The 18,310-nt window shown below is 56.0% G+C and carries 17 protein-coding genes; 12 read left to right on the plus strand and 5 right to left on the minus strand.

What is annotated here, in order from left to right; all coding sequences use genetic code 11:
• The 5 genes from HMPREF2541_RS05625 to nfsA all read left to right on the plus strand — a co-directional run.
• Nucleotides 1-755 (plus strand): YadA family autotransporter adhesin (locus HMPREF2541_RS05625; RefSeq protein ID WP_246824976.1); only part of this gene is annotated, 755 nt, incomplete at its 5' end.
• A gap of 80 nt (nt 756-835) precedes the next feature.
• Nucleotides 836-1,678, plus strand: a complete 843-nt coding sequence (locus tag HMPREF2541_RS05630; protein WP_070542167.1) for an OmpA family protein — start codon at nt 836-838, stop codon at nt 1,676-1,678.
• Between the two features lie 263 nt (nt 1,679-1,941).
• Nucleotides 1,942-2,349 carry a bacteriohemerythrin gene (locus HMPREF2541_RS05635; RefSeq protein ID WP_023886938.1) on the plus strand — a complete coding sequence of 136 codons (408 nt, stop codon included), beginning with the start codon at nt 1,942-1,944 and terminating at the stop codon, nt 2,347-2,349.
• A gap of 176 nt (nt 2,350-2,525) precedes the next feature.
• Nucleotides 2,526-3,098, plus strand: a complete 573-nt coding sequence (locus tag HMPREF2541_RS05640; protein ID WP_023886937.1) for a beta-class carbonic anhydrase — start codon at nt 2,526-2,528, stop codon at nt 3,096-3,098.
• 183 nt (nt 3,099-3,281) lie between these two features.
• Nucleotides 3,282-4,016 (plus strand): oxygen-insensitive NADPH nitroreductase, encoded by a 735-nt coding sequence (gene nfsA, locus HMPREF2541_RS05645; RefSeq protein WP_070542170.1) that lies wholly within the window; start codon nt 3,282-3,284, stop codon nt 4,014-4,016.
• 408 nt (nt 4,017-4,424) lie between these two features.
• On the opposite strand, the gene HMPREF2541_RS05650 is transcribed toward nfsA, so the two are convergent.
• From HMPREF2541_RS05650 to leuE, 4 genes are all read right to left on the minus strand, one after another.
• Nucleotides 4,425-4,958, minus strand: coding sequence for a PqiC family protein (locus tag HMPREF2541_RS05650; protein ID WP_070542174.1), 534 nt, complete (start codon nt 4,956-4,958; stop codon nt 4,425-4,427).
• Entirely contained in the window at nt 4,958-6,595 is a 1,638-nt protein-coding gene (gene pqiB, locus HMPREF2541_RS05655) for an intermembrane transport protein PqiB (protein ID WP_070542177.1), read from the minus strand. The genes HMPREF2541_RS05650 and pqiB overlap by 1 nt, the downstream gene beginning before the upstream one ends.
• 90 nt (nt 6,596-6,685) lie before the next feature.
• The gene (locus HMPREF2541_RS05660; RefSeq protein ID WP_141744207.1) at nt 6,686-7,912 is read right to left on the minus strand and encodes a paraquat-inducible protein A; all 1,227 of its coding nucleotides are present in this window, start codon (nt 7,910-7,912) and stop codon (nt 6,686-6,688) included.
• 544 nt (nt 7,913-8,456) lie between these two features.
• Complete coding sequence (gene leuE, locus HMPREF2541_RS05665; RefSeq protein WP_023886932.1) at nt 8,457-9,110, minus strand: leucine efflux protein LeuE; 654 nt, start codon at nt 9,108-9,110, stop codon at nt 8,457-8,459.
• A gap of 94 nt (nt 9,111-9,204) precedes the next feature.
• Here leuE and HMPREF2541_RS05670 point away from each other — a divergent pair, with 94 nt between their 5' ends.
• Nucleotides 9,205-10,110 carry a LysR substrate-binding domain-containing protein gene (locus tag HMPREF2541_RS05670; RefSeq protein WP_064083955.1) on the plus strand — a complete coding sequence of 302 codons (906 nt, stop codon included), beginning with the start codon at nt 9,205-9,207 and terminating at the stop codon, nt 10,108-10,110.
• A gap of 74 nt (nt 10,111-10,184) precedes the next feature.
• On the plus strand, nt 10,185-10,715 hold the full coding sequence (locus tag HMPREF2541_RS05675) for a hypothetical protein (protein ID WP_064088103.1): 531 nt from the start codon (nt 10,185-10,187) through the stop codon (nt 10,713-10,715).
• Between the two features lie 102 nt (nt 10,716-10,817).
• Here HMPREF2541_RS05675 and HMPREF2541_RS05680 read toward each other — a convergent pair whose 3' ends face one another.
• Nucleotides 10,818-11,609: an inositol monophosphatase family protein gene (locus HMPREF2541_RS05680; protein WP_070542183.1), complete on the minus strand. Its 792-nt coding sequence runs from the start codon at nt 11,607-11,609 to the stop codon at nt 10,818-10,820.
• Nucleotides 11,610-11,821: 212 nt separating this feature from the next.
• On the opposite strand from HMPREF2541_RS05680, the gene HMPREF2541_RS05685 reads away from it, so the two are divergent.
• The 5 genes from HMPREF2541_RS05685 (at nt 11,822) to leuS (ending at nt 18,182) form a co-directional block, all read left to right on the plus strand.
• Nucleotides 11,822-12,313 carry a DUF456 domain-containing protein gene (locus HMPREF2541_RS05685; RefSeq protein ID WP_070542186.1) on the plus strand — a complete coding sequence of 164 codons (492 nt, stop codon included), beginning with the start codon at nt 11,822-11,824 and terminating at the stop codon, nt 12,311-12,313.
• A gap of 206 nt (nt 12,314-12,519) precedes the next feature.
• The gene (locus tag HMPREF2541_RS05690) at nt 12,520-12,933 is read left to right on the plus strand and encodes a PTS sugar transporter subunit IIA (RefSeq protein ID WP_064088106.1); all 414 of its coding nucleotides are present in this window, start codon (nt 12,520-12,522) and stop codon (nt 12,931-12,933) included.
• Nucleotides 12,927-13,196, plus strand: coding sequence for an HPr family phosphocarrier protein (locus HMPREF2541_RS05695; RefSeq protein ID WP_003823389.1), 270 nt, complete (start codon nt 12,927-12,929; stop codon nt 13,194-13,196). Before HMPREF2541_RS05690 ends, HMPREF2541_RS05695 begins: the two co-directional genes overlap by 7 nt.
• Nucleotides 13,197-13,198: 2 nt before the next feature.
• Entirely contained in the window at nt 13,199-14,962 is a 1,764-nt protein-coding gene (gene ptsP, locus HMPREF2541_RS05700) for a phosphoenolpyruvate--protein phosphotransferase (RefSeq protein ID WP_070542189.1), read from the plus strand.
• Nucleotides 14,963-15,542: 580 nt separating this feature from the next.
• Nucleotides 15,543-18,182, plus strand: a complete 2,640-nt coding sequence (gene leuS, locus HMPREF2541_RS05705) for a leucine--tRNA ligase (RefSeq protein WP_070542190.1) — start codon at nt 15,543-15,545, stop codon at nt 18,180-18,182.
• Nucleotides 18,183-18,310: the final 128 nt, after the last annotated feature.

An 18,310-nucleotide genomic window follows, 5' to 3' on the forward strand; every position in this document is an offset into this window, starting at 1 on the left:
ATGCTGCAGGTGGTCCGGTTACCTTGGGTAATGTTGCCCCCGGTACGCTGAGTGCCACCAGTACGGAAGCCGTAAACGGTAGCCAACTGCATGCCACCAACCAAAATGTGGCCAAAGGTATTAACTTCGGTGGTACTACCGGTAGCAACAACTACCAGCTGGGCGACACCATCAACGTGAAAGGTGACAACAACATTACCAGCACTACTGTAACTGGCGGTGCACAATTGGCGTTGAATCCGAACCTGAGCGTAACCAGCGTTACCACCACTGATGCAGCCGGTAACCAAACTGTTACCAACGGCGGTGGAGTAACCATCACTCCGGCAGGTGGTGGCAATCCTGTAAGCCTCACCACCGGCGGTTTGAATAACGGCGGCAACAAGATTACCAACGTTGCCGATGGTACAGCTGGTACGGATGCAGTAAACGTGAGCCAGTTGAATGCAGCCTTAGGTTCTCTTCATGGTGCCGGCAATGCCAACATCGCTGCTTTGGATGCCAAGATTAACGATGTGGCTGATACCGCTAATGCCGGTGTAGCCCAAGCCATTGCTACCGCAGGCTTGCCACAGGCTTATCTGCCTGGTAAGAACATGGTGGCTGTAGGCGGCGGCTACTACAAAGGCGAAACCGGTTATGCCGTCGGCTTCTCCACTATTTCCGACAGCGGTAACTGGATTATCAAAGCCACCGGTAGCGGTAATTCACGTGGTAACTTCGGTGCTTCTATCGGTGCCGGCTATCAGTGGTAAGCTAAAAGAGGCTACCTGAAAATCTAAATAGTGTTTTCAGGTAGCCTTACCGGAAAATAAACCAATTCAAAGGAAAAATTATGAAATTGTCTCAAGTAGCTCGTCGTACAGCAGTTGTGGCCGCTGCTGCGGTGGCATTGTCTGCCTGCTCCTCACTCACAAAAGTAAGCTCAAGTGGTACTACCGATCAGCCGGTATGGCCGAAATGGGATCGGGTAACGTTCAATAAAACCCGCGGTACCTTCCCCGATTTGGGTAGTCTGAAGCAAGTGAGAGCCGGTCTGACTAAAGACGAACTGTACTACTTGATCGGGCGCCCGCACTATGGCGAAATGTGGCGTCCGCGCGAATGGAACTACCTGTTCCATTTTCATACCCCCGGCCAAGGCACGAACGGCGTAACTACTTGCCAATTTAAAGTGTTGTTCGACAAAAACATGTTCAGCAACGAAACTTACTGGCGCGCTGTTGATCCTGAAAACGCTACCTGTCCGCCGCAGCAGCCGGCTCCCGCTGCACCTGCGCAACAGCAACATCATCGCTACACGCTGAGTGCAGACGTACTGTTTGCGTTCGATCGTAGTAGCGAACAGGATTTGCAATTGCGTGGTCGTGAAGAGTTGAATGAACTGGCCGCTCAGTTGAGAAACTTTGAACAGCTCAACAGTATCACCGTAATCGGCCACACTGATTACCTCGGCTCAGATGCCTATAATCAAAACCTGTCGCAGCAGCGCGCCGAAACTGTGCGCCGTTATTTGGCAGCTCAAGGCCTGCCGGCTGACAGAATTCGTGCAGTTGGTATGGGTGAATCCCAGCCGGTTAAACAGTGCGACAACCACGGTGGTCGCAGTCAGCTGATTGCCTGCCTGCAGCCCAATCGTCGCGTGGAAATCCAAGTAGACGGCTACGGCCGCCGCTAAACCTGTGAGTGCCGGTAGTTTTTGCCGGTATTCTTGCTGGTAATCAATAAACCTTTCTGTTTCGGCAGAAAGGTTTATTTACGTCAGAAGAGGAAGCTGGCATAATACTTGCTAGGGAGAAATAGAAAGATTATTACAAATTTGTTTGCCATACTGCCGCAGTTATGGTTGGCAGATTTTCGGTTATATGAAGGTTGCCGCCAGGCAAGGGAGTTAAATGCCGGGTGCAATCAGTTTTTTGTTTACTTGATGAGGGATACGCTATGCCTTTTGTATATTGGACTTCCGATTTGGATACCGGATTTGACGATATCGATGCACAACACAAGCAGCTAGTTGATTACATTAATAAACTGTATGATGCTAGAGAAGCTAACGATAAAGAAGCTGTCGAGCAGGAGTTCCAACACCTGATTGACTACACCGTAGAACACTTCAGCTACGAAGAAATGATGCTGGAAGAGGCGCAATACCGCCTTGTGGAACAACACAGAAAAGTGCATCAAAACTTCGTAACCCGTATGAGCACCCTGCAAGCCCGTTATCAGAATGGCGATGCTGAAGCTTTGAATGAAGTAATCGATTTGTGCGAAGGCTGGCTGTTCCGTCATATCCGCATTAATGATCACGGCTACATCGACAGCGTGAAAGCATCTGGCATCCGTTCTTAATTCGAGCAGATTTTGCCTCTACAGGCTACCTGAAAATAGGTTCAGGTAGCCTGTTTGTATGTATGGGGTAGATCCCAACAGAATGCAGAAATGATTTGCCGCGCTGGTATATAATGAGCCTTATTGATTTTTGCATCAATTTGCGGCTCCACCCACAACTATCGAAGGAAACTTTCATGAATCTACTCAATGAAATAATCGATCACAACAAGCGCTTCGTTGAAAGCGGCAAATACGTAGAATTTTTTAGCGATAAATATCCTGAAAAGAAACTGGCCATCCTATCGTGCATGGATACGCGCATTCTTGAGCTGCTGTATGCCGCCTTAGGCTTGAAAAACGGCGATGCCAAGGTGATCCGCAATGCAGGTGCGGTGGTACTGCATCCGTGGGGCTCGGTCATGCGCAGCCTCTTGGTGGGCGTGTTTGATTTGCATGTGGAAGAAATCATGGTGGTGGCACACCACGACTGCGGCATGTGTGGCTTTTCCCCTGAACGCCTGCTGAACAAAGCCCGGGCTGCCGGCATCCCAGAAGCCAATATCAACACCTTGCGCCATGCCGGTATTGACTTGGACGGCTGGCTCACCGGCTTCGATAATGCCGATGACAGTGTGCGTCATACCGTGAATCTCATCAAACAACACCCACTGATGCCCGCGCACATTGCCGTACATGGTTTAGTTATCCATCCCACCACCGGCAAGCTTACCGTGGTGGTGGACGGCAATAAGAAAACTGCTGAGTAAACCTGGCTGCAGCTAACAGCTTGCGCCTTGCATCCAGCGCTTCAGTTTTCAGGTAGCCTTACGTTTATAGGCTACCTGAAAACCTTTGGCATAAACGTTCATATTAGACAGCCGGGTAGGTGGCTCAACCATCTCGCCATTTCAATTTTCAGGTAGCCTTCCCACCGCTAATACAGGATTCCCATGCCCACCCAATTCAACTCCCAACCCGTGCTGACTACTGCGCTGGCTCACCGCTCCATCCGCAAATTCACTGCCGAGCCCGTTGCGCAGGAGCAGCTCGCCGCCGTGCTCGAGGCCGGCCGCGCCGCTTCTTCCTCCAGCTTCATGCAGTGCATCCACATCATCCGCGTTACCGACCCCGCCGTACGCGAGCGGCTGTATCAGATTGCCGCCCAACAGGAATACGTCCGCCTCGCGCCGGAATTTCTCGTGTTCTGCATCGACTACACCAAACACCGCCGCCTCGTGCCAGATATCCAAACCGACTATACCGAAGCCCTGTTGCTGGGCGCCGTGGACGCCGGCATTACCGCGCAAAACGTTTTGCTGGCTGCCGAATCGCTCGGCCTGGGCGGCGTGTACATCGGCTCCCTGCGCAACGATATTGCCGCTGCCGCCGAAGCCCTCGGCCTGCCAGATACTGCCGTGCCGCTGTTCGGCCTCTGCCTCGGTCACCCCGCACAAAACCCGCTGCACCGTCCGCGCCTACCGCTTGATGCCATCGTGAGCGAAAACCGCTACCGCGAATGCGGCAGCGACACCCTCGATGCCTACAACCGCAAACTGGCTGCCTACTATCAGACCCGCAGCGGGCTGGATTTGGATTGGCGTGGCCAAATCACCCGCACCCTGGCCCAACCCCTACGCCCGCACATCCTGCCTTTCCTACAGGCACGCGGCTTTGCCAAGAAATGAGGACAGGCTACCTGAAAACGTAAATGTGCAGGTTTGCTCCTAGCTGGTGGCAAGTTGCAGACAGTGTGGGGGAGGGGTAGGGCGAGCTTAGGCCGCATGGCGTGGAGAGTTGTTGCGTGAATGGAAACAAGCATGCCACGGCGTTGGTTCGTCCGGCTATCAGTATAGTGGATTAACAAAAATCAGGACAAGGCGGTGAGCCGCAGACAGTACACACGTTACGGCAAGGCGAGGCAACGCTGTACTGGTTTAAGTTAATTCACTATATACCGACTGCGCCTTGCCGCCTTGCTCCATGCCCGTTTTCATCCGCGATAGCGACAGGTTGTGATGCATTTATGCTGCCTGCCCTAAAAAAGGCTACCTGAAAATTTCAGGTAGCCTTTGTTGATGCTTGCGGCGGTATATTTAGTGACCGCTCACGGTGTCGGCAGCGCGGTTGAGGCCTTGGGACAGGGATTCCACCATGGCGGGGTAGCCGTCGCCCTGCTGCGGGGTTTGGATATTGAATGGGGTGGTTCGGCCGTTCGGCCATTGGGCATAGCCGCTCACGAGGGTGTGGCCTTGGAAGCTGCCTTGGAATTGCTCGATGTAAATCTTGAGCACGGGCAGGCCGTTACCGCGGCCGTAGGGCACGAAGCGGGCGCTGCCGCGGCGGTTGAGCCGGTTGCTGAAGGCGGCGGCCAGGCTTTGATCCAGCGGAGCGGCCCACAGGTGGTGGCGGGCGAAGTTGAGGCGGTGGGCGTCGGTTTGGTAAACGAGGCCGCCTTGACCGAGCGGCTCGGCCAGGATGATTTGCACGGCGGTTTGGCCGCTGCTTTGGCCGGCAGGCGGCACAAAGGCGCTGTCGGGCAGGCTGAAATACTGGGCGGCGGGGGCGGAGGCGCAGGCGGCCAGCAGCAGGGCCGTGGCGGCGGCGGACAGTTTGGCAAATAAGGACATCAGCGGCTTCCTTTCGGGGTGGGGTCGGTGGCGGAAGAGTTGAAAATCAGGGCGTTGGGCTGCTCTTTGAGGGTGTTCAGCACGGGCGCGGCCTGCTGCAGGGTGCGGTCGATGCTGCGCAGGGTTTTCTGCACGTCGCCATACACGGGCGATTGCGGGGATACGCCCTGCAGGGTAGTGCGCAGTTCGGCCAGGGTGCGGTTGAGCTCGCCGGGCAGCTGCTGGGTTTGCGGCTGGCCGAGCAGGCGGTTGGCCTGGGCGAGCGTGCCTTTCAGCTCGGTTAGGCTGCCGTTGAGTTCGCGCACGGTTTTATCCAGCGGTAGGCGGTTGAATTTGTCGAGCAGGGTGGATACTTGCTGCTGCAAATCGCCCAGGCTGCCGCCGTTACGGCTGGCGATGACGGTGTTGCCCTGATAGCTGGCGGCGGGTTTGAGCACGCTTTGGCCGGGGGCTTCGGAAAGCTCGACAAACAGGGAGCCGGTGAGCAGGTTGTTGCTGGACAGGGTGGCGCTGAGGCCTTTGTTGAGGGCGCGGCTGATTTGGTCGGCCCAGGCTTCTTTGCTTTGGCTGTCGGCGTTGATTTCGAGGCGGGAGGGATCGATGCGGATACGCACGGGAATCCAGCCGTTGTCGAACAGGTTGAGGCTGTCGTTTCGGCTGAAATAGGGCACGTCGGTTACCGTGCCGATGGGGATGCCTTTGTATTCCACGGGCGCGCCGGCAGCCAGGCCGCGCACGCTTTGTTTGAAGAAAACCACGTAATACAGCGAGCGCGTGTCGGCTTGGTTGTCCACGTCGGCACGGCTGTCGTAGAGGGGGAAGAGGGCGTTGTTGGCCACCTGGCCGCCTTTGTTGCCGTCGGGCGGGTCGTCGAAGGCGATGGCGCCGGAAATCAGAGCGGGCAGGGAAGGGGTGTCCACTTTGAGGCCGCTGCCGCCGAGCTCGATTTTGAGGCCGCTTTGCAGCCAGAAGCGCACATTGTTGCCGATGAGTTTGTCGTTGGGGCTGCCGATGAAGATTTGGTAGTCGGTGGTTTTGGACACGGGGTCGAATTTTGCTCCCTCCACGATGCCCACCACGATGTCGCGGTACATCACCGGGCTGCCGCTGCTAAGAATTTTGCCGCTGCCGCCTTTTAAGCGCAACCGCAGGCCGCCTTGGGCGAAGGCAGATACGGGCGGCACATCGGCTACGGTAAATTCGCGTGCTTCTTCCGGGCTTTTGCCGGGCATCAGGGCGATATACGAGCCGGACACGAGCGTGCTCAAGCCGGTGATGCCACTTTGATCCACGCGCGGTTTCACCATCCAAAATTGGCTGTCTTTGCGGATCATGTCTTTCGCTTCGCCGGTGAGCTGGGCGGTGAGCGCCACTCCTTCCTGGCCGGGACGCAGATGGATGGCGGTAACGCGGCCCACGTCTACATCCAATACCTTAATCACGGTGTTGTTCACTTCAATGCCTTCGGCATTGCTCATATATAGCGTGATTTCCGGGCCGGTGTTGCGGATGTGGTCGAACAGCAGCCAGCCGCCGGTGAGGAGGGCGATGAGCGGAATCAGCCACACCATAAAGGAAAAACTGCGGTTGCGGCGGATTTGTGCCTGTGGCTCGCGTGTGGAAGAATGTTTATTCATTGTGTGATTTTGCGTTTTATAAAAGAGGTTTCAGGTAGCCTATGCTGCGTTGAGGCTACCTGAAAACGGTTCGGGCAGCCATTAATGGTTTCAGGTAGCCTTCTTGTTGTGCTGGGTAGCCTTGTCCCATATCAGGCGCGGGTCGAAAAAATGCGCCGAAAGCATGGTGAGCAGCACCACTAGGCAGAAATACAGCGCCGCCGGCCCGGGCACCACCCGCGCCATGTGCGTGCGGAAAGTGGACATCAGCATGATGATGACGAAAATATCGATCATCGACCAGCGCCCGATGGATTCCGTAATCAAATACAGCTTGGCAAGCTTCTGCGGCGCCATCTTGGTGCCGAACTTCGCCGCATACAGCAGCACGCCCATGGCGATAATCTTCAGCCACGGCACCATAATGCTCGCGCTGAAAATAATCATGGCGATGTAGTGGTCGCCGTCGCGCCACATAAACTGAATGCCGCTGAAAATCGTGCTGCGTTCGATAACGGTGGGGTTGGACGACACCATAATCGTCATCAGATTGGCCGGCAGCAGCAAAATCACAGAAGTAATCAGCAGCGCCAAGCTCAAGCCTAGGCTGTTTGGCCGACGCTTATGCAGCCCCGAGCCGCAAATTTCGCATTCGGTTTCGTGTGCAGGCCGCTCAAACAAACACTTGCCGCAAAACACCGAGCCGCCCTCAGGCCGCACCAAATCTTTATCCCCGCGCAGCCGCCGGATTTGGTAATACACCCAATGCTCCGGCACGGAAAGTGCAGTGCGGATAAGCAGCACGGACAGCACAAACATCAAATAAAACGCCGGCCCGAAATGCACTTCCGCCACTTTGCCCAGCTTGATATAGGCCACCAGCGTAGAAATAAAAAACCCATCTCCCATCATCCAGCCGCGCAGCCGCACCAGCCAGCGCGTGGCACGTAGTACACCCGGCGGCGGCTTGCCCCGCAACAGCCCGCCATACACATACAGACACAGCAGGCAGAAGAAAAACGGCGCGCCGAAAGTGAGCACAAACATCACCTCGGCCAAGAAGCCGGATTTCTGCAAAATTAGCACCTTCATCATTTCCGGCATGGTGAGCGGTACCTCTAAGCCCAACACCGTGACATGCATATACAACCCGGAAAACACCACTGCCAGCATAATCAGCGAGGCCAAGGCCAGCGCCGGCGGCAGCAGAAACGGGTTGGCTTCCACCCGCGCCAGCGGATGGCCGCAGCGCGGGCAAAATGCCGCTTTCCCCGGCTTGAGCGGCGGCAGGCGCAGCTCAAGCCCGCAGGAGTGGCAAGAAATATAGTGTGCCGGCATCACCGCCTTCGGCTGATAGGGCCGGTAGCGGCGCGCGCGGCGAAGGCGGGTGGCGAATTTCAAAAGGAAACCGGAAGATGATGAAAAACGGCGATTATAGCCTAAAGCGGATTGGCGGCAATAGCTTAGGGGCTGTTGACAACTGCTGGTTTCCGCGTCTTTTTACCCCAAAGGCGGCATCCTCCGCGTTGGAAGTCCTCGCAAGGTGCCCAACCTTACTGCGGTTTCCGCCTTGAATCTGCCGCCTTGGGGGCAAAAATCTGCTTGGAAAAATAGCTGTCAATAGACCCTGGCAGATTTTCAGGTAGCCTTGGCAGGGAGAAGGCTGGCTGAAAAATAGTCGGTATTGGAAAAAAGAGTTGGGCAGATAGTGTTCAGGTAGCCTCTTTGTGTGAAAGACAGGCTACCTGAAAATTGCAGAAGCGGTATCTGCTGCCCGCAAAAAAAGGCTACCTGAAAAATTGTGGCTGTTGCGGATAGGAGTTTGGTGCGGAGTGCGGCCAATTATTTTCAGGTAGCCTAAAGCAGCAATTGAGGGTTGAGTTTAGACGATGGCGGTGGCCAGCCACAGTTTGGCTGCGAAGAAGATAAACAGGGCACCGGCACCGCTTTTACCGAATGCAGCCACACGGCTGTATTTGGTGCCCACGCGCCCGACTGAGTTCGCCATCAGGATCAGCGTGCCCATGCACAGCAGGCTGCACAGCTGGAAGGTGCCGCCCAAGAGCAGGAAGCTCAGGTGTGGGTGTTCGTAGCGGATATCGACAAACTGCACCATGATGGCCGGGAAGAACAGCAAACTTTGCGGATTGAGCAATGAAATGGTGAGCGATTTGCGGAACACTTGCAGCAAGGTGCCCTCGGCAGCATGCCCCTCGGCTTTGGCAGCAGCGGCATGATGCAATTTGAGCCAGCCTTCACGCAGCAGCATAATGCCCAAATAAGCCAAGTATGCGCCGCCGGCCAGTTGTAGCGCGTTAAATAAAGAAGGATAGGTTTGCAGCAGGGCGCTGGCGCCGAAAGTGGAAGCCACAATCAACACACCATTGCCGACAAAGATACCGGCGAAGGCGCTCCAGCCTGTTTTGGTGCCGTATTGCCCGGCCACTGATAAGCAGTAAATCATATTCGGCCCGGGCAGCAACACCAGCAGCAACACGGCGAGCAAATAAGCAGAAAAATTAATAATACCGAACATTTACATACTCCCAAATACTCAGGTAGCCATACTATACAACCGGTTTCTTGATATATAAAATACTGCTTAAGGAAGCCTGTGATAGGGAAAGCAGATGATAAATTTCCGCCTCATTCGCCATTTGTGGATGTTTCTTGCCGTGGCCGAAGAAGAACATTTCGGGCGTGCCGCCGAGCGGCTGAATATGTCGCAGCCGCCGCTCACCGAACATATCAAACAGCTCGAGCAGGCCTTGGGTATGGTGCTGTTTGAACGCTCGCGGCGCGGCACCAAACTCACCGCCGCCGGCTATTCCATCTTGCCCGCCGTGCGCAAATTTGCCGAGCAGATGCAGCGGCTGCAAACCACCGTGCAGGAAATCGCCGCCGGCCACAGCGGCATTCTGCATATTGGCGCGATTACCGTGGCGCTGTTGGAAGTGGTGCCGCCGCTCATCGAACACATCCACCGGCACTATCCCACGCTCACTGTGCGGGTGCGCGAAATCGACAGCGGCGACGCCGAGCCGCTGCTGCAGGCGGGCGACATCGACCTCGCCTTCGCCCGCCTGGAAATCCCATGGGACAGCACCATCCGCCTGCACACCCTGCGCCGCGAGCCGCTGGCCGTGGTATTGCCGAAAAGCCATCCCTTTGCCGAGCGCGAGTCGATAGATTTAAAAGACCTGGCTTGCGAAGGCTTTGTGATGTTTGAGCGCGCAGTCAGCCCCGATTCCTTCGACGCCCTGCTTGCCGCCTGCCAACGCGCCGGCTTTGTGCCCAATATCCTGCACGAAGTGCGCTCTATCGCCTTACAGGTAGCCTTTGCCGGTTGCGAGCAGGGCGTGGCATTGGTGCCGGTGTCTTCCGAACGCTACCTGCCCGATAACGCCGTGTTGCGGCCGCTGAACGACGATATCCAAATCACCAGCGTGACCCTGGCCTGGCATGAGGGGCAGCACGACCCGCTGTTGGAGAATGTACTGGATTTGGTGCGGGGGTATTTCGGCGGAGTAGCGTAATAAATGGGAGGCTACCTGAAAGCTGTGGTGGATTAAGTTTCAGGTAGCCTGTGAACTGAATAGGAAGAAGCAAAATGGCTTGGTTTGAACCGGATGAATGGGAGCCGTGGAATAAGTTGGCATTGGTGGTGGCGGTGTTGCTGGGATCGCTTTTGCTGCTTACCCGGCCGCTGGTGTGGAAGGCAGATGCTTCGCGGCTGGGCATCATTGTGTTTGTGCCGCTGGCGGTGTGCTGCGTGCGTTGGCTGCTGCGCTGGCCGGCGAGCGGAGGGCAGGGTGCTGCGGGTGCAGATAATAAGTTTAAATCTAAGATGTCGCGCGTGATGTGGGGCGTGTTGCTGGCTTGCGTGATGACGCGGGTGGCGGTAAACGGCATCGTGCTGGCCACATTGCTGCCGATGCCGCCAGTTTTAGTGCAAGCCCGGTTGTTGGAAACACGGGGAAGCCGGAGTGGGTTCAATACGTGGGTGCTGGAGCTGGAGAACGGTACGCAGTTTGATGTGGAATACGGTTTTTTGCGGAATGCGCCGCAGGAGATGATCGGGCAGACGGTGCGGGTGAAGGTAAGGGAGAATCGGCTGGGGTATTATGTGGAGGCTGAGTAAGCATGGGGATGGGAAATGGGAAAAGGCTACCTGAAAACATAGCGCGTGTTTGAATTTCGTTGACGCTGTGCTTTCAGGTAGCCTTTATGCCGTGCGGGCGTATCAGGCAGCCAAATGTGGGGCGATGGTTTGCAGCATTTGTGCCAGCACTTTTGGTTGGGCGGCCACGATGTTGCCGCTTTCGAGCCAGCCTTCGTTACCGCGCATATCGGTTACGATGCCGCCCGCTTCTTGTACGATCAGTGCGCCGGCGGCGATGTCCCAGGGTTTGAGGTTGAATTCGAAGAAGCCGTCGAAGCGGCCGCAGGCTACGGCGCACAAATCGAGCGAGGCGGCGCCTTCGCGGCGGGCGCCGGCGGTTTTGGCGAGGAAGTCGCGCAGGATGTTCAGGTAGCGTTCCATCATGCTTTGATCTACCACGGGGAAGCCGGTACCAATCAGGCAGCGGTTGAGCTCGATGCGGCTGGATACGCGGATGCGGCGGTCGTTGAGCAGGGCACCTTCACCACGTGAGGCGAGGTAGAGGTCGTTGCGCTCGGGGGCATACACGAGGGCTTCCTGCAATACGCCTTTGTGCAGCAGAGCCATGCTGATGGCGTATTGGGGATGGCCGTGCAGGTAGTTGGTGGTGCCGTCGAGCGGGTCGATAATCCATTCGTATTCGGCTTTTTCGGGGCCGCTGCTGCCGCCTTCTTCGGCGGTGATTTTGTGCTGGGGATAGGCTTCCTGCAGGATTTCGCGGATGATTTCTTCGGCGGTGCGGTCTATATCGGAAACGAAGTCGTTGAAGGCTTTGCTGTCGATTTTAACTGCGGGCAAGTTGTTGGCAGCACGCAGCATCATGTCGCCGGCGCGGCGGGCGGCTTTGACGGCGGTGTTGAGGACGGGATTCATATTTCTCCGATTGGGGTGGTGGGGGCAGGCTGCCGCTGGCAGGCTACCTGAAAATGGAAAGGCTGTGCCGCAAACGGCAGCCAATGTTTGGGGCGGCATTATACCTTGGGCGGCAGATGGGCAAAAGCGCCCAGGCTTTAAATTGGCGGCGGCGGCCTTATTTGGTTGAGCGTGTGGGAATTTGCCCGCCTTGTTTGATAAAGGAATTTACGATGACGGTTTTGCTGATTATTTTGGCGTTGGTGTTGCTGTTGGCGGGTTTGGCGGGCTCGATACACCCGCTGCTGCCGGGGATGCCGCTGATGTTTGCGGGTACTTGGCTCTTGGCCTACAGCCAGGATTACGAGGTGATCGGCACCACGGCGCTGACGGTGTTGGGGCTGATTATGGCGCTGGCCTGGACGCTGGATTATGTGGCGGGGTTGTTGGGGGCGAAATTTACCGGAGCGAGCAAACAGGCGCTGTGGGGTTCGCTGGCAGGCGGTGTTGTCGGGCTGTTTTTTGCGCTGCCGGGCATGGTGTTGGGTCCGCTGATTGGTGCGGCAGTGGGGGAGTTTGCGGCGCAACGCAGTTTGTGGGCCGCCGGCAAAGTGGGGCTGGGCACGCTCTTGGGCTTTGTGGCGGGCGTGGTAGCGAAGTTGGGCTGTGCGCTGGTGGTGCTGTTTAGCATTTTCGGGCTGTATGTGTATTATTGGTTGAGTTAGAGTTTTCAGGTAGCCTATTGCCCAGCAGAGGCTACCTGAAATTTTGTGATTGCCGGAGGATGGCGTTGACGCATCTGCTTGCTGCCCGCCTGTTGCCAAAGGCTATCTGAAAACGGAAAATGGCCGATTAAACACTTTCAGGTAGCCTCAGCCTGTTTTCCTGCTTAAAGGCTACCTGAAAAGAATTTTGCAATGGAATGAGAAACATGATTGGTTTGATGATTATCACGCATGAAACGCTGGGCGAGTCATACACCAAGCTGGCCCGGCATTTTTTCGGTCAGATGCCGGCGCATTTGGCGATTGTGGGCGTGAACCCGGATGATGATGTGGATGCGGCTGCCGCACGAGCCCAAGCAGCAGCGGAGTGTTTGGCGTTTGCCGACGGCATTTTGCTTTTGGCCGATGTGTTTGGCGCCACGCCGTGCAATATCGGCCGCCGGTTACTGTCGCACCACCGCATGGTGATGCTCACCGGGCTGAATGCGCCGATGATGGTGAAGGCGGTACAGGAGGCGGAAAAGGCCGATGATTTGCTGGCGCTGGCCGAATCGGTGCGCCAATCGGCCTTGGCGGGGATTATGCTGTTGCTGCCGGAAGAGGAGCAGGGCGTATGCTGAAACAGGAAGTGGAGATTATCAATAAACTGGGACTGCACGCGCGTGCGTCGAGCAAGTTTACGCAAACCGCAGGCGCGTTTGCGGCGGAAGTACGGGTGTGCCGCAACGGCAGGTGCGTAAACGGCAAAAGCATCATGGGCTTGATGATGCTGGCGGCAGCCAAGGGCTCGGTGATTGAAATTGAAACCGAAGGCGCCGACGAACAGGCGGCCATGCAGGCGCTGGTGGCTTTAATCAACAATTATTTTGACGAAGGCGAATAAATATGAGCGTGGTGTTGCACGGATTTGCAGCAGGCGGCGGGATTGCCATCGGGCGGGCACATTTGGTGGTGCGCGGCATGGAGGAAGTGCCGCAGCTGGATTTGGCGCCGGAAGAAATTGATGCGGAAGCCGAACGTTTCGATGCCGCCATCAAGGCCACGCGCCGCCAACTGGAGCAGCTGCGCAGCGCCATTCCGGAAAATGCGCCAACCGAATTGGGCGCGTTTATTTCGTTGCACCTGATGCTTTTGACCGACGTTACGCTTTCCCGCGAGCCGATTGATATTTTGCGTGCGCAGGCCATCAATGCCGAATGGGCGCTGAAGCTGCAAACTGACAAGCTAGCCGAGCAGTTTGATGCGATTGAAGATGAATACCTGCGCGAACGCAAGCAGGATATGCTTCAGGTAGCCGAGCGGATTTACCAAAACCTGATGGGGCAGAACACCGATTTCATGCCCGAAGAAGGCGAGTTAGACGACGACATCATCCTGATTGCCCACGATTTGTCGCCTGCCGACGCAGTATATTTTAAAGAACACCATATTGCCGGCTTCGCCACCGATGCCGGCGGCCCCACCAGCCACACCGCCATTTTGGGGCGCAGTCTGGATATTCCTTCCGTGATCGGGCTCTACAACGCACGCGAACTCATCAGCCAAGACGACTGGATTATCGTGGACGGCATCAGCGGCGTGCTGATTATCAACCCCGACGATTTAATCCTCAGCGAATACCGCAAGCGCGACCGCGTATACCGCAGCCAACGCCGCCTGCTCAACAAGCTCAAAGACATCACCGCCACCACCAAAGACGGCGCAGACATCGAGTTGTTGGCCAATATCGAATCCGCACAGGATGTACGCCTGATGCACCGCCTCTCTGCCGACGGCGTGGGGCTGTTCCGTAGCGAGTTTTTGTTTCTCAACCGCGATAATCTGCCTGATGAAGACGAGCAATACCGCGTGTATGCCGGCATTGTGAAAAAGCTCAAAGGCAAGCCGCTCACCGTGCGTACTGTGGATTTGGGCGTAGATAAGAATCCGCGCTGGTTTGGTGAAGGCCATGCGCTCAATCCCGCGCTGGGCATGACCGGTATCCGTTTATGCTTGGCCGAGCCAACGATGTTCCGCACCCAAATGCGCGCAATTTTGCGTGCAGCGGCACACGGGCCGGTGAAAATCATGTGGCCGATGATTACTTCGGTGGACGAAGTGAGACAATGTATCAATCATTTGGTCGTTGCCCGTAAACAGCTGGATGAACGCGGCACGGAATATGGCGAAGTGCAGGTGGGCGCGATGATTGAAATCCCCTCCGCCGCGCTCACAGTGGGCCATATCCTGCAACACTTGGATTTTATCTCGGTGGGTACCAACGATTTGATTCAATACACCTTATCAGTAGACCGCGGCGACGACAGCGTGAGCTATCTCTACCAGCCCGCCCATCCGGCTGTGTTAAAACTGCTGCACCATATTTTCAGCACTGCCAAACGCATGGGCAAGCCGGTGTCGGTATGCGGCGAGATGGCCGGCGATTTACATTTTACCCGCCTACTGCTCGGCTTGGGCTTGCGTCGCTTCTCCATGAATGCCAGCAATCTTTTGGCTGTGAAGAATGTAATCATTCAAAGCTATGCAGGGGAACTGGCGGCGCAGGTGAAAAAGCTGCTGCGCCTAAGCGATCCAGAGAAGGTGCGGCAAGCCGTTAAAAAGATGAATACAGCAGATGATGACAAAAATGCAACACTTGAAATAGCATAACATTGAACAGCATAAGCAAACTAAAAGTGAAGAAGTGTTAAAAAATATTGTTTAAATACTGGTGTTAATCTTAGGTAAAGTACGTAGCTGGATTGTTGGTAAAGTGTGTTTTTATGCAATTTAATCGCAGCAGATTGCCGTATTTGGGTAAATAACGACAATAAGTGGCGACAAGGTAAAAAGTGTTCTATATAATGCGCCGCATCTGTGCTGCTTCTTGGTAGGCAGCATGGATAGTAAGTAGACGTTTTCCCGCAAGTTGGCCATCAATACTTCCTCCCTTGGTATTGATGGCTTTTTTTTATGCGGGCTGGAGAGTTTGTTTATATCGGCTAGCCACAGCGATGGATTCAGTTTATTCAGGCTGGTGCTTTCAGGTAGCCTCTGCCCACGGAGAAATGTGGCCAGCTTATTTCAATCTGTATTCTGGTTAGAATCACTAAATTGCCACGGGCAGCTGTTTCAAGCAACAGCTGCCCGATTATTTTTCCTACTGCTATCTTGTTTGGCGTAGCCCCCGCTGCTGGCTTATAATTCGCAGCTTTCCAATCTATCCGAAAATCATCGGCAAAACCTCATCATGCAAGAACACTACCAACCCTCTCTCACCGAGCCCGCTGCCCGCGAAAAATGGGCGGCACACCGCGTTTTCAACGTTCAAGAAGACAGTAGCAAACCCAAATTCTACTGCCTCTCCATGTTTCCCTATCCCAGCGGCAAGCTGCACATGGGGCATGTGCGCAACTACACCATCGGCGACGTGCGCAGCCGCTTCAAAAAAATGCAGGGGTTCAACGTGTTGCAGCCGATGGGTTGGGACGCGTTCGGCATGCCCGCCGAAAATGCGGCGATTAACCACCAAGTTGCGCCGTCCAAATGGACGTATGAAAACATTGCCTATATGCGCAAGCAGTTGCAGAGCCTGGGCTTTGCGCTGGATTGGGAGCGCGAAATCGCCACCTGCCGCCCGGAATACTACCGCTGGGAGCAGTTGCTGTTTACCAAGCTGTTTGAAAAAGGCATTGTGTACAAGAAACTAGGCACGGTGAACTGGGACCCGGTTGATCAAACCGTGCTGGCGAACGAACAGGTGATTGACGGACGCGGCTGGCGTTCCGGCGCGCTGGTGGAGAAGCGCGAAATCCCGATGTACTACTTCAAAATCACCGATTACGCCGAGCAATTGCTGGCGGATTTGGACGGTTTGGACTGGCCGGAACAGGTGAAAACCATGCAGCGCAACTGGATTGGCAAATCGCGCGGCATGACCGTACGTTTTCAGGTAGCCGCCGACAGCTGCGAAGGGCTGCCTGAAAGCCACCGCGAGTTTGTGCAGGTGTACACCACCCGCCCCGACACGCTGATGGGCGCGACGTATGTGGCCGTGGCCGCCGAGCATCCGCTGGCCGCCGCCGCAGCCGAAAAGCAGTCTGCACTGCAAGCGTTCATCGCCGAATGCAAGGCGGGCAGCGTGGCGGAAGCCGACATGGCGACCATGGAGAAAAAAGGCATGCCCACCGGCCGCTTCGTCATTAACCCGCTCAACGGCGAGCGGCTGGAAGTGTGGGTGGCGAACTATGTGCTGTGGGGCTACGGCGACGGCGCGGTGATGGCTGTTCCCGCGCACGATGAGCGCGATTTCGCCTTTGCCAAACAATACCATCTGCCGATAAAACAAGTGATTAGCGTGGACGGGCAGCCGTTTGACGCGGCGCAATGGCAGGATTGGTATGCCGACAAGGAAAACGGCGTGCTGGTAAACAGCAACGAATTCAACGGTTTGAGTTTTCAGGTAGCCTTCGATGCCATTGCCACCAAGTTGCAGGCTGCTTCTGCGGGCGAGCCGAAAACGCAATACCGCCTGCGCGACTGGGGCATTTCGCGCCAACGCTATTGGGGCTGCCCCGTGCCGATTATCCATTGCGATACCTGCGGCGACGTGCCCGTGCCCGAACAAGATTTGCCCGTGGTGCTGCCTGAAAACGTCGTGCCCGACGGCGCAGGTTCGCCGCTGGCCAAAATGCCCGAATTTTACGAGACAAAATGTCCGAAATGCGGCGGCGCGGCCAAGCGCGAAACCGACACCATGGACACGTTTGTCGAATCGAGCTGGTACCAGTTCCGCTATATGTCGCCGCGCGACGACGCGCACATGGTCGCGCCCGAAGCCGCCGCGTATTGGGGGCAGGCCGACCAGTATATCGGCGGTATCGAACACGCGATTCTGCACCTTTTGTACGCCCGTTTCTTCACCAAACTGATGAATGATGAAGGCATCGTGTCCGTGCGCGAGCCGTTCAAACAACTGCTCACACAGGGCATGGTGCTGGCGGCGACGTATTACCGCGAAAGCGCGGACGGCAAAAAAACCTGGTTCAACCCCGCCGAAGTACGCGTGCAGACCGACGACAAAGGCCGCCCCGTATCCGCCGTGTTGGAGGCGGACGGGCAGCCCGTGGTCATCGGCGGTGTGGAAAAAATGTCCAAATCCAAAAACAACGGCGTGGACCCGCAGCAAATCATTGATGCTTACGGCGCGGACACCGCCCGCCTGTTTATGATGTTCGCCAGCCCGCCCGAACAGTCGCTGGAATGGTCGGATGCAGGCGTGGAAGGCGCGCACCGCTTCCTGCGCCGCCTGTGGCGCACCGTGTATGAGTTCAAACAGGGCGGCACGGCCGCAGTGTTTGCAGGTAGCCACAATTCACTTTCAGGTAGCCTGAAAGAGTTGCGCTTCAAGCTGCACAGCACCATCGCCAAAGTAACGGACGACTACGACCGCCGCCAGCAGTTCAACACCGCCATCGCCGCTGTGATGGAACTGCTGAACCAGTATGATGCCACCGCCAAAAACGGCGCATTCGCCGAAGCACACGGCCGCGAAGTGGCGCAGGAGACCCTTGAAACCGTACTGCTTTTGCTGTGGCCCATCGTGCCGCATATTTGCGAAAACCTGTGGGAGCAGCTGCGTGAGGGTGGCAATGTGTGGCAGCAGCCCTGGCCGAAAGCTGATCCCGCCGCGCTGGTGCAAACCGAGATGGAGATGATGGTGCAGGTAAACGGCAAACTGCGCGATAAAATCACTGTTCCTGCCGAGGCTGACAAAGCCACCATCGAAGCTGCCGCCCTCGCCACCGCCGGCGCGCAGAAGTTCATGGAAGGCAAAGCACCGAAGAAAATCATCGTCGTGCCGAAACGGCTGGTGAATATCGTGGTGTAAGGCCGTTTGGCTGAATAAAGGCTACCTGAAAACCAATTTGGTTTTTTCAGGTAGCCTTAAATATAGCAATCAAGGAGTGAGCTATGTTTAGAAAAGGGGCTGTACTAGATTAGCAGATATGTTACCCT

Origin of the sequence: Eikenella sp. HMSC061C02, from assembly GCF_001809035.1 — a bacterium.
Classification (GTDB): Bacteria; Pseudomonadota; Gammaproteobacteria; order Burkholderiales; family Neisseriaceae; genus Eikenella; species Eikenella corrodens.